Source organism: Dactylosporangium sp. NPDC049742 (assembly GCF_040674675.1).
Taxonomy (GTDB): domain Bacteria; phylum Actinomycetota; class Actinomycetes; order Mycobacteriales; family Micromonosporaceae; genus Dactylosporangium; species Dactylosporangium maewongense.
On sequence record NZ_JBFANF010000028.1, the window covers coordinates 92678 to 104825 of the forward strand.

The following is a 12148-nucleotide window of genomic DNA, read 5'->3' on the forward strand; positions in this document are numbered from 1 at the left end:
CGATGCCGGCGCAACCCCCCACGCGGAAGGCGCATGTCCTACAAGGTTGCTGTTCCTCGGCGCGGTGTTCTTTATGTCCGAAAGATGACCCGCTTTCGGTCATCCCCCCGAACATCCCCCGTGAAATTACACGCGTGTAATGCGTGCGTCGTCAAGCCGAACCTGATAAATAGGCCCGCTCGGGCGATCGCTTGCACCCCGTGCCGTACCCATACCGAGCAACCCCCTCCGGAGGTAACGGGCGACACGCCGGACGCGCCGGAAGACTCTCGGCGAGTTTGCTCAGGTGCGCCGATCGGCGGCCGAATTGCGCCGATGTGCGGGGAAACCACGAGTTCTGCGCTTGTCCTGGGATACCGTCGTGATCAGGCGGCTGCTGCTCGGTGCCGCGGTGACCGCCGTGCTCTTCACGGTCGGAATCATCGGGCTGGGCTGGAAGCCTTACGTGGTCATGTCCGATTCGATGGCGCCTGCAATGCACGCCGGTGATGTCATTCTCGTCGATCCTCAGGCGACGTCCCTCGCCGTCTACGAGATCGTCACCTACAGCGATCCGCGTGGGCTCGTCACGCACCGGGTCGTGGCGCAGGCGGAGGACGGCACGTTCACGGTGAAAGGCGACGCGAACGCCCGGCCGGACACCCGTCCGGTCGAGCGAAGACAGGTGATCGGGCCGGTCCGCCTGATCCTGCCCAACGTGGGCTGGCCCGTCGTCCAGGTCCGCACCCACCCGTTCAAGGTCGCCGGGGTGGCGCTGATCCTGGCGGTCGTCTGGCCACGCCGCCGGCTGCTCCGGGTCGCGCTGCTCGGCGGCCTTGTCGCCGTCCTGGCCATGGTGCCCACCACCGGAGCGCTGCCGTTCTAGCTTCTTTGCCTCCACCCGGCCCCGTAGGTGGTGGTGCCCTGCCGCTCTAGCTCCTTGCCTCCACCCGGCCGTAGGTGGTGGTGCGCTGGCGCACGGGACGGCCGGCGGCCTTGCCGATCGCCTCCAGCTCCTCCCGGGTGCGGGCGGAGCCGTGCTCGGAGCCCGCCATCCTGGAGATGGTCTCCTCCATCAGCGTGCCGCCGATGTCGTTGGCGCCGCCGTTGAGCATCGCCACCGTGCCCTCGTCGCCGAGCTTCACCCATGAGCACTGGATGTTGTCGATCCTGCCGTGCAGCAGGATCCTGGCCATCGCGTGCACGGCCCGGTTGTCGCGCCATGTCGGGCCCGGCCGGGCGATGCCGGCGAGGTAGATCGGCGCGCTGTGGTGCACGAACGGCAGCGCCACGAACTCGGTGAACCCGCCCGTGCGGTCCTGGATGCCGGCGAGCACCCGGAAGTGGCTGAGCCAGTGACCGGGGTGGTCGACGTGGCCGTACATCATCGTCGAGCTCGACCGGATGCCGAGCTCGTGCGCCGTGGTCACCACCTCCACCCACGCGGACGTCGGCAGCTTGCCCTTCGTGAGCACCCACCGGACCTCGTCGTCGAGGATCTCCGCGGCGGTGCCGGGGATCGTGTCGAGGCCCGCCTCCTTCAGCTGGGCCAGCCAGTCGCGGATCGACACGCCCGCCTTCGAGGCGGCGGTCACGACCTCCATCGGGCTGAACGCGTGGACGTGCATGCCCGGGACGCGGGTCTTGATCGCGCGGACGAGCTCGGCGTACGCGCCGACCGGGAGCTTCGGATCGATGCCGCCCTGCATGCAGACCTCGCCGGCGCCGGCCAGCCAGGCCTCCTCGGCGCGGTCGGCGACCTCCTCGTAGGAGAGGCGGTAGGCGTCGGCGTCGCGCTCACGCTGGGCGAACGCGCAGAACCGGCAGCCGACGTAGCAGACGTTGGAGAAGTTGATGTTCCGGTTGACGACGTAGGTGATGTCGTCGCCGACGGCCGCCTTCCGGAGATCGTCGGCGATCCGGGTGAGCGCCTCCAGGCCGTCGCCGTCCACATTGAACAGTGCGAGGGCTTCGTGCTCGTACTGTGGCAGCAGCAGGCTTCCGGGGTCGGTCCCGGCCCTCGCGAGTCCACTTCGGACGTCACCGTCCAATGTGTGCTGTGGCTTCGTGCTGACGCGCGCCGCCACCTCCTGCCAGTCGCCGTAGACCGAGTCGAAGTCGCCGCGGCGGTCGTCGGTGCGACCCTCCGTGTCGATGGCCTCATGCAGGTCGGTGCGGCCGGTGCTCTGCATGCCGCCGTCGGGCTCCTGCCAGGGCTGCCCCTTGGGCATGACGCCTTCCTTGGCGAGGCCCGTCTCGGGGTCCATGAGGGCCTCGACGTGGGCGGCGAGCCTGGGGTCGAGCCACGGGTGCTGCTTCTTCGCGTACTCCGGGTAGATGGTGAGGCGTTCCTTGAGCTGGAAGCCGTGCTGCGCGGACTTCTCGGACAGATCCTGGATCGCCGGCCAGGGGCGCTCGGGATTGACGTGGTCCGGGGTGACCGGGGAGACGCCGCCCCAGTCGTCGATGCCGGCCCGCAGCAGCAGGCCGTGCTCGTCGTCGATGAGGTTCGGCGGAGCCTGGATCCTGGCCTTCGGGCCGAGGACGAGCCGCGCGACCGCGACCGTGGCCGCCAGCTCGTGCAGCTCCGCGTCGGGCATGCCGCGCATCGCCGTGTCGGGCTTCGCGCGGAAGTTCTGGACGATGACCTCCTGGATGTGGCCGAACTCGCGCATCGTCCTGCGGATCGCGAACAGCGCCTCGGCGCGCTCCTCGATCGTCTCGCCGATGCCGATGAGGATGCCGGTCGTGAACGGCACCCCGACCCGGCCCGCGTCGTCCAGCACCCGCAGCCGCACCGCGGGCTCCTTGTCCGGTGAGCCGTAGTGCGCGCCGCCCGGCTCCGACCACAGCCTGGTCGCCGTCGTCTCGAGCATCATGCCCATGCTGGGGGCGACCGGCTTGAGCCGCTGGAGCTCCGCCCACGACAGCACGCCGGGGTTGAGGTGCGGCAGCAGGCCCGTCTCCTCCAGCACCGCGATCGCGCAGGCCCGCAGGTAGTCCAGCGTGGAGTCGTAGCCGCGCTCGTCGAGCCAGCGCTTCGCCTGGTCCCAGCGGTCCTCGGGGCGGTCGCCGAGCGTGAACAGGGCCTCCTTGCAGCCCTGCTGCGCGCCTTCCCGGGCGATCGCGAGGACCTCGTCGATCTCCAGGTATTCGCTCGGCAGCCGGTGCGGCACCGTCGCGAACGTGCAGTAGTGGCACCGGTCCCGGCACAGCCTGGTCAGCGGGATGAAGACCTTGCGCGAGTACGTGACGACGCCGGGCCTGCCGGCGTCGGCGAGCCCCGCGTCGCGCACCGCGCCGGCGACCGCGAGCAGGTCGTCGAGGGCCTGGTCGCGGGCGGTGAGCAGGACGGCGGCCTCGGTCACGTCGAGGGCACGGCCGTCGGCCGCACGGCGCAGCGCCCGGCGCATGGCGTTGCCTTCGGTACCTCTGACTACAGACGTCACAGCTTGCAGCCTAGGCCGCCGCCGGGCGGATCGGCCCTCACATCCGATGTGACTGTTCTCCTTCGCTTCTTCCCCTGTTACGACGCGGGCGCCCGTCGTGTGACGGGCGCCCGCATCCGGTGTGCTTGGGTGTTCAGTCCTTCGGGGGGATCACCTGGGTGCGCTGGGTCTCGTCGTCGTCGCCCTGGTCGGTCGCCGGCTTGTCCTGGCCCGCGGGCCGGAACACCTCGGTGGCGTCCGGGTCGTGCGCCGGGTTGTCCGCCTCGGGGTTCGCCTGGGGGTTCGCCTGGGGGTTCGCCTGGGGGTTCGCCTGGGGGTTCGCCTGGGTGTTCGTCTGGGTCACGTCGCCGGTGGTCTCGGCCGGGGCGGCGCTGACCGGCGCGTACGCGGCGGTCGCGTCCGGGTCGGCGTCGGTCTTGGCGATGCTGACCGGGGCGGCCGACTGGGTCTCCGGCTCGCCGACGATGCCGTGGGCCGCCGTGGTCTCCCCCGCGGTCCAGATCTGGGCGGTGGGCTCCTGTCCGGCCGGGGCCGCCGCGGTCTCGGCCGTCGGGAACGCGCCGGTCTTGCCGAACGGTGAGGCGGCGCCGTCGCCGGTGTCCTCCGCCGGCTGCTGCGCCGGCTGCTGCGCCGGCTGCTGCGCCTCGGGCGCGCCGGTGGCCGCGCCCGAGGTCGGGTGGGTCGAGGACCCGCCGGGCCAGCCGGCCGCCGCGAACCCGCCCGAAGGCGTCGCGCCGCCGTCGGCGGGCGGGGAGGACACCGGCGGGGTGACCGGCGGGGCCGACACCGGCTGGACCGCGGGCGCCGTGTACGCCGCGAACGGCGAGCTCAGCGGCGGCGTCGAGGCGGGCGCCGCGGACACCGGCTCGGCCGCCGCGGGCTGCTGGGCGAACGCCGGGGCGCCGGTCGCCTGCGGGTTCTGCGCGGGGGCGGGCTGGGCGGTGAACGCGGGCGCGCCCGTCGACTGCGGGTTGTACCCCTGGGCCGCCGGCTGGGGGTAGGCCGGGGCACCCGACGCGGGGCCCGCGGCCGGAGCGCCCGAGGCCGGCGCGGCCGGGTAGGCACCGGGCTGCGCCGCGTACGGCTGCGCGGCGGGGACCACCTGGCCCGTGCCGGTCGTCGCGGGGTTGGTCCAGCTGCCGGTCGGCTGCTGGTGCTGGGCGGGCTGCTGCTGGTACGGCTGCTGCGGGACCGAACCGGTCTGCTGCTGGTAGCCGTACTGCTGCTGCTGCTGCGGGTACTGGTAGCCCGGCTGCTGCCCGTACGGGTACGCGGGCTGGCCGTACACGCCGGGGGCCGGCTTCGGGGGTGCGTAGGCTCCGAGGTACACCCTGATCACCAGGAACAGGACGAGACCCAGCAGCGCGAGACCGCCGAGGCGGGTCAGGAAGATCGTGAGCGCCGAGGTCGCCCGCAGGCCCGACTCGCTGTCCATGTCGCCGATGAGGCTGGCGAGCAGCAGGATCAGGCCGAAGAGCGCCACGATCCCGTATTCGACGAGGCCGACGAGGACGATGACCTTCGCCTTCGGCACCACGGGGTCGATGTGGGTCGCGACCAGCACCGCCAGGATCGGCAGCAGGATCGTCTGCAGGTTGACGAACGTGCCGAACGTGCCACCCGCGCTCAGCAGGAAGTTGCCGTCCAGCGACGTCAGCAGTGAGATGAACCCGGCGAGCAGGAACGCCGCGGTCGCGCCGAGCAGCACGAACGCCGCCAGCTCGCGATATGGCAGCGTGAGCGAACGGGCCTTCTTGGCGTCGACCGGCACCGGCGCGCTCTGGCCGGGCTGCTGCGCCGGCGGCACCTGGGGCGCGAAGGACGAGGTGGCCGGACCGGCGGCGTAAGCCGCATACGGCGCCGCCGAGGAGGTCGGGTCGGGTGGCTGGGTGCTCACTGGCTCTCCCCAAGATCAAGCGGACACGCGACAGGTCGCTCGCAGCCTAGCCGTCGAACGGAAAATCCGCGTGCGGGGCAGGACCGGCCGCCTCGCCCGGGAACTGTCGTACCCGTGGGGCAGGATGAGAGGCATGCGGATCGTGGTTCTGGCAGGTGGCATCGGCGGCGCTCGCTTCCTCCTCGGAGTGCGCGCGGTGGGGCAGGAGTTGGGGGCGGAGGTCACCGCGGTGGTCAACGTCGGCGACGACGTGACCCTGCACGGCCTGCGGATCTGCCCCGACCTGGACAGCGTGATGTACACGCTCGGTGGCGGCGCCGATCCCGAGCGCGGCTGGGGACGCGTCGGCGAGACGTGGACCGTCAAGGAGGAGCTCGCCGCCTATGGGGCGGAGCCGACCTGGTTCGGCCTCGGCGACAAGGACATCGCCACCCATCTGGTGCGCACCAGGATGCTCGACGCGGGCTATCCGCTGTCCGCCGTGACCGAGGCGCTGTGTAACCGCTGGCAGCCCGGCATCCGCATGCTCCCCGCCAGTGACGACCGGGTCGAGACGCACGCGGTGGTCGAGGTCGACGGCGCCTCCCGCGCGATCCACTTCCAGGAGTGGTGGATCCGGCACCGGGCGGAGATCCCGACGTCGCGGTTCGTCTTCGTCGGCGCCGAGTCGGCCAAACCGGCCGCGGGCGTGCTGGACGCGCTCGCCGCGGCGGATGTCGTGCTGGTGGCGCCGAGCAACCCGATCGTCTCCATCGCGCCGATCCTGGCGGTCCCCGCGGTCCGCGAGGCGGTCGCCACCGGCCGGGCCCCGGTCGTGGGCGTGTCCCCCATCATCGGCACCGCCCCGGTCCGTGGCATGGCCGACAAGTGCCTCGCCGTGATGGACGTCGAGTGCACCCCCGCCGGCGTGGGCGGCCTGTTCGGCGCCCGCTCGGCCGGCGGCGTCCTGGACGGCTGGCTCGTCGACGACACCGACGCGGGCGTCGAGGTGCCGGGCCTGACCGTCCGCGCCCGCCCGCTGTGGATGACCGACGTGCCGGCGACCTCGGCGATCGTCCGGGAGGCGCTGTCCGTGGCGGGTGTGGCATGAGCGGGCAGCGGAGCGGCTCGGCCCACTCATCGGCATGGGACAGGTTTAGCTCAGGCCGGCGCCGGAGCGCAGCGGAGGTGACGGCATGAGCGTGCCGCCCGTGGGGTTCGAGGTGCTGCCGGTCGCCGGCATCGGCGAGGTGCGCCCCGGTGACGACCTGGCCGCGCTGATCACGACGGCCGCGCCGTGGCTGGCCGACGGCGACATCCTCGTCGTCACCAGCAAGATCGTCAGCAAGGCCGAGGGGCAGCTGGTCGACGTGCCGCTGGAGGAGCCTGCCCGCGAGGCCACCCGCGAGGCGGTGCTGCGGGCCGAGACGTCCCGGGTCGTCGCCCGCCGGGGCGCGACGCAGATCGTGCAGACGCACCACGGGTTCGTGCTCGCGTCGGCCGGCATCGACGCGTCCAATGTGGAGCCGACCCGGCTCGTCCTGCTGCCCAAGGACCCCGACGCCTCGGCCCGCTGGCTGCGCGACGAGCTCCGGGAGCGCTTCGGCCTGCACGTGGCGGTCATCGTCACCGACACCATGGGCCGGCCCTGGCGGATGGGCCTCACCGACGTCGCCATCGGCGCCGCCGGCATCGACGCGCTGACGGACTACCGTGGGGTGCGCGACGTGCACGGCAACGAGCTCCAGCTGACCCAGATGGCCGTGGTCGACGAGCTCGCCGCCGCCGCCGACCTGGTCAAGGGCAAGACCGGGCAGGTCCCGGTCGCCGTCGTCCGCGGCCTGCCGATCCGCCCCGACGGTCACGGCCAGGGCGCCGCCCCGCTGATCCGCGGCGCCGACGCCGACCTGTTCTCGCTCGGCACCGCCGAGGCCGTCGCCAAGGGCCTCCGCACCGCTGCCGCCATCCGCGACACCCCACCGCTCACGTTTCCCGAGCTTCCCGCGCCGGCCGCCGCTACCGGCGGGGCCGAGCGGTTGCTGCTGGTCTGGGCCCCCGCCGGCGACCTGCGCCGGGCCATGGAGGCGGGCATGGAGGTGCAGCGGATCAGGGCCGGGCTCGCCGCCGACGGCGTCGCGTCCGAGTGGCTGGAGGCGGACCAGGTCGACCTCTCCGGGATCGACATCCCGGAAGGCGGCATGCCACTCGGCGTGCTCGCCGTCGGTCGCGGTAGCCTGCCGTCACTATGACGACGTTGCACGATGATGCCCTCGCGGTGCTGACCCAGTGGACGCCCCCGAGCGACGAGGCGGAGCAGACGCGGCGGCGGTTCATCGAGTTCGTCCTCCGCGACCCGTCGACGGTGTGGCGCGAGCACCCGGGAGCTCACGTCACGGCGAGCGCCCTCGTCGTCGACTCCACCGCCGAGCGCGTCCTGCTGTGCCTGCACGGCCGGATCAAGCGCTGGGTCCAGCTCGGCGGCCACTGCGAGCCCGGCGACGCGACCGTGGCGGCCGCGGCGCTGCGCGAGGCGACCGAGGAGTCGGGCATCGCCGGCCTGCGGATCAGCGAGGCCCCCATCGGCCTCGACGTCCACCACGTCCAGTGCGCCGGCGGCCCCGCCCTGCACTATGACGTCAGGTATGCCGCCATCGCCCCCGCCGGCGCCGTCGAGACCGTCAGCGCCGAGTCGTCCGCGCTGGGCTGGTTCGCCCCTGACGACCTGCCCACCCCGCTCGCCGACGCCACCGAGGTCCTGGTCGCCCCCGCCCTCGCCTGGGCCCGCCGAGCCTGACCCACACCCACCAGCCCGACCCACCCGCGCCCACACTCCGGCTCACCGGGTCGAGGCTTCTCAGGCGCAACGGCAAGGCCGACAACCACCCCACCGCCCGCGCCACAACCCGGCGGGCACCGCGTCAAGGCTGTCCCGCGCGATGGCAAGGCTGACGACCAGCGATCGCCCGCCGCCCGCACCACGACCCGAGTGCGCCCCGCGTCGAGGTTGCCCCGCACGACAGCGAGGCCGACAACCAACCCACCGCCCGCATCCACGCCCCGGCACACACTCGACCAGCCCCGCGCGACAGCCCGGCCGACGACCAGCGATCGCCCACCACCCGCACCGCGACCAGGGTGCGCCCCGCGTCGAGGTTGCCCCGCACGACAGGGGCCGACAACCCGCCCGGCGCTCGCGTCCACGCTCCAGCACTCCACGTCGAAGCAGCCCCGCGCGATGGCAAGACCGGCGATCAACCCCACCTGCGCCTACACCACATCGCAGCAACCCTGCGCGACGGGCGAGACCAGCCACCTGTGACCAGGCCACCACACACACCACGACCCAGCGCACACCGCATCGCAGCAGCCCCGCATGACGGCGAGACCAGCCACCTGCGACCAGCCCGCCACCTGCACCACGACCGGCGCGCCACGTCGAGGCAGTCCCGCGCGACGGTGAGGCCAGCAAGCAACCGCCACCGACGCTCCGCCGCACCACATCGCAGCAGCCCCGCGCGGAGAAAAAACCGAGGACCGGCGACCGCCCGCTGCCTTGCACCTACACGTTGGCACCACGTCGAAGCAGCCCACATGACGGCGAGACCAGCCACCTGCGAGCCGACCGCCCGCACCACGACCCGGGGTGCGCCCCGCGTCAAGGTTTCCCCGCGCGATGGCAGGACCAGCCACCTGCGATCAGCCCGCCGCCCGCACCACGACCCGGCACACCACATCGCAGCAGCCCCGCATGACGGCGAGACCAGCCACCTGGGACCAGCCCATCACTTGCACGACGACCCAGCGCGCCACGTCGAGGCAGTCGCGCGACGGTGAGGCCAGCAAGCAACCGCCACCGACGCTCCGCCGCACCACATCGCAACAGCCCCATACGGAGACAAGACCGACGACCGACGACCGGCGACCGGCGACCGGCGACCGGCGACCGGCGACCGGCGACCGGCGACCGGCGACCGGCGACACGTTGGCACCACGTCGAAGCAGCCCCACATGACGGCGAGGCCAGCTACCTGCGATCAGTCCGCCGCCCACACCACGACCCCGGCGCGCATCACGTCGAGACGATCCGGCGCGGCGGCGAGGGCGGCGGCCTGCCCGCCGCTCGCGTCCACGGTCCAGTGCATGCCGCGTCGCAGCAGTGCCGTATGGCGGCGAGGACGGCGACCAGTGATTGGCCGCCGTCCGCGCTTCAGTGGGCTGGCACGTCGTGCTGCTTCCGCTGATGCCCCTCAATCGAAGCGGTGCAAGTGAGGGGCGTCCGACCTCGTGCAGATCGAACTCCAGACTCGATCAGTCCGCCGCAGCCTCGACCAAAGTGGGTCCGCCGGCACCCCGAATGCGCTCGCAGACGGGGCGGGACCGAGCTGTGGGCTTCGATCGGGTGGGTCTGCTGCCGGCGGCTACAGGAGTTCTACGGAGCCGCGTTCCTTCAGGTTGTCGACGAGTTTCTTCACGTCCTGGGCGCGGGAGCGGGGGCAGACCAGGAGGGCGTCGGGGGTGTCGACGACGATGAGGTCGTTGACGCCCACGACGGCGACCAGACGGCCTGACTGGGGGACGACGACGACGCGCTCGGCGTCCTGCATGATGACGCCGGTCGGGGCGGCGGGGTCGAGGTTGACGACCACGTTGCCGGCGGTGTCGGTCTCGAGGAGCTCGCCGAGGGTGTGGAAGTCGCCGACGTCGTTCCAGCCGAAGTTGCCGGGGACGGTGCCGACGAGGCCGGCCACGCCGGCGCCTTCCATGACGCCGAAGTCGACGGAGATCTTGGTGAGGTCGGGCCAGAGGTCGGCGAGGACATCTTCGCGGTCGTGGGTGTCCCAGGCCTCGGCGATGCGGCGCAGGCCGTCGTGGAGGACGGGCTGCTGGCGGGCGAGCTCGTCCAGGAAGACGTCGACGCGCCAGACGAACATGCCGGCGTTCCACAGGTACTCGCCGGAGTCGACGTACGCCTGGGCGAGGGGCAGGGCCGGCTTCTCCTCGAAGGAGGCGACCTTGCAGACGTCCCCGGTGCCGGTGGGCTCGCCGACGTGGAGGTAGCCGTAGCCGGTCTCGGGGTGGGTGGGGGTGATGCCGATGGTCATCAGGAGGCCGTCCTCGGCGCCGGCGATGGCCTTGCGCAGGACGGACGTGAAGGCGGGGACGTCGCGGACCAGCTGGTCGGCGGCGAAGGCGCCCATGACGGCGTGCGGGTCGCGCCGGGCGATGACCGCCGCGGCCAGCCCGATGGCGGCGCACGAGTCGCGCGGCGTGGGCTCGACCAGGATGTTGCCTTCGGGAAGCCCCGGGAGCTGCCGCGCCACCGCCGCCGCGTGGGCGACGCCGGTGACCACGAACGTGGTCTCGGGGGTCGCGAGGTCGGCCAGGCGCCCGTACGTCGCCTGGAGCAGCGACAACGGAGTGCCTGTCAGAGCGTGCAGAAACTTGGGATGACCGGCTCGCGACAACGGCCAGAGCCGCGTGCCACTGCCCCCTGCTGGAATGACCGCGTAGAACACAGGCCCATCATGCCCAGCCGAGGGCGCGTTCCAACAACTCGAAGGTGTCATGTCCACTACGAATATCGCCTGATCTGGTTTCAGAGGGTGACGCGGAAGGACTAACTGCGCGGATTGGCCGCTCTCGACCAGGCGGCGAGGTGCACCTCGGCGCTCGACTCCCAGGTGAACTCCTTGGCGCGCGCGGCACCCGCCTTGGCCAGCGCGTTGCGGCGCTCGTGGTCGTCGAGCAGCGCGGCGAGGTCGCGGGCGATCTCGTCGGTGCCGGGTCCGGTGTACGCGACAGCGTCCCCGCCGACCTCGGGCAGCGAGAGCCGGGGCGTGGTCAGGACGGGGGCGCCGCAGGCCATGGCCTCCAGGATCGGCAGGCCGAAGCCTTCGCCGAAGGAGGGGTAGGCGGCGACGACGGCACCGCCGAGGAAGCCCGGCAGGTCCGCGTAGCGCAGGTAGCCGGGGCGCAGGAGACGCAGGTGGCTGGGCACCTCGCCGAGCGCGCCGTCGATCTCGTCGTCGTGGCCCTGACCGCCGGCGATGACGAGCGCGGGCGGGTTGGGCCGGTCGCGGACGGCGGAGATCCAGCCGCGGATGAGGCTCGGCACGTTCTTGCGGGGCTCCTTGGCGCCGAGGAACGCGATGTACTCCGTCGTGCCGAGGCCGAGGCGGGCCCGGACGCGGGCCTTCTCGTCGTCGGTGGGCGCGTGGAACGCGTCGGGGTCGACGCCGTGGTAGGCGACGTCGATGCGGGTCGGGTCGGCGTCCAGCAGGCGGATCAGCTCGTCGCGGGTGGCCTTGCTGGGGACGATGACCCGGCTGGCACGGCGCAGTGACGTCTTGATCGCGGAGCGGAAGAAGGTGCGGCGGGACTTGTCGTAGTGCTCCGGTTCGGTGAAGAACGTGGCGTCGTGGACCGTGACGGTGACGGGGCAGCCGGCCCGCAGCGGGCACGTGTAGAAGGGCGAGTGCAGCACCTGGGCGCCGACCTGCTGGGCGAGCATCGGCAGACCGGTCTGCTCCCAGGCGAGGCGGGCGGGGCGGTGGGCCGCGGCGGCCGGCGCGGCCATGATCCGGGCACCGGACAGTAACCGTCCGTAACGTTCGGCGTCGGTGCGCTGGCAGACCACGGCGAGGTCGGCGTCGAGCGCGGCCAGGGCGCCGAGCAGCCCGTCAACGTAGCGCCCGACACCGCCTCGGTCGGCTGGGACACTCGTGGCGTCGACGAGCACACGGGGCGGACGGCCGGGGGTCACTGGGCGTCTCCTTCGAACACGGCATGCCACGCGTAACGAACGTCACGCGATACGTCAGGCAAAGCCTACGCCCGATCCCCC

8 protein-coding genes are annotated in these 12148 nt (G+C 72.5%); 4 read left to right on the forward strand and 4 right to left on the reverse strand.

Features of this window, described 5'->3' with window-relative positions; genetic code table 11:
* The first annotated feature begins 361 nt into the window (after positions 1-361).
* Positions 362-865, forward strand: a complete 504-nt coding sequence (locus AB0J72_RS30510; RefSeq protein WP_363404508.1) for a signal peptidase I — start codon at positions 362-364, stop codon at positions 863-865.
* A 46-nt stretch (positions 866-911) separates the two neighbouring features.
* Here the strand turns inward: AB0J72_RS30510 and AB0J72_RS30515 are convergent, their stop codons facing one another.
* The gene (locus tag AB0J72_RS30515) at positions 912-3428 is read right to left on the reverse strand and encodes a bifunctional FO biosynthesis protein CofGH (RefSeq protein WP_363404510.1); all 2517 of its coding nucleotides are present in this window, start codon (positions 3426-3428) and stop codon (positions 912-914) included.
* Between the two features lie 133 nt (positions 3429-3561).
* Positions 3562-5325 carry a hypothetical protein gene (locus tag AB0J72_RS30520; RefSeq protein ID WP_363404512.1) on the reverse strand — a complete coding sequence of 588 codons (1764 nt, stop codon included), beginning with the start codon at positions 5323-5325 and terminating at the stop codon, positions 3562-3564.
* Between the two features lie 133 nt (positions 5326-5458).
* Here AB0J72_RS30520 and cofD point away from each other — a divergent pair, with 133 nt between their 5' ends.
* The 3 genes from cofD (at position 5459) to AB0J72_RS30535 (ending at position 8098) form a co-directional block, all read left to right on the forward strand.
* Complete coding sequence (cofD, locus tag AB0J72_RS30525) at positions 5459-6415, forward strand: 2-phospho-L-lactate transferase (protein ID WP_363404514.1); 957 nt, start codon at positions 5459-5461, stop codon at positions 6413-6415.
* A gap of 100 nt (positions 6416-6515) precedes the next feature.
* The gene (locus AB0J72_RS30530) at positions 6516-7553 is read left to right on the forward strand and encodes a coenzyme F420-0:L-glutamate ligase (protein WP_363404599.1); all 1038 of its coding nucleotides are present in this window, start codon (positions 6516-6518) and stop codon (positions 7551-7553) included.
* Positions 7550-8098 (forward strand): NUDIX domain-containing protein, encoded by a 549-nt coding sequence (locus AB0J72_RS30535; RefSeq protein ID WP_344501648.1) that lies wholly within the window; start codon positions 7550-7552, stop codon positions 8096-8098. The genes AB0J72_RS30530 and AB0J72_RS30535 overlap by 4 nt, the downstream gene beginning before the upstream one ends.
* 1624 nt (positions 8099-9722) lie before the next feature.
* On the opposite strand, the gene AB0J72_RS30540 is transcribed toward AB0J72_RS30535, so the two are convergent.
* Together AB0J72_RS30540 and AB0J72_RS30545 are read right to left on the reverse strand one after the other, a co-directional pair.
* Positions 9723-10820: a sugar phosphate nucleotidyltransferase gene (locus AB0J72_RS30540; RefSeq protein ID WP_363404517.1), complete on the reverse strand. Its 1098-nt coding sequence runs from the start codon at positions 10818-10820 to the stop codon at positions 9723-9725.
* 101 nt (positions 10821-10921) lie between these two features.
* Entirely contained in the window at positions 10922-12067 is a 1146-nt protein-coding gene (locus AB0J72_RS30545; RefSeq protein WP_363404519.1) for a glycosyltransferase family 1 protein, read from the reverse strand.
* Between the last annotated feature and the right edge of the window lie 81 nt (positions 12068-12148).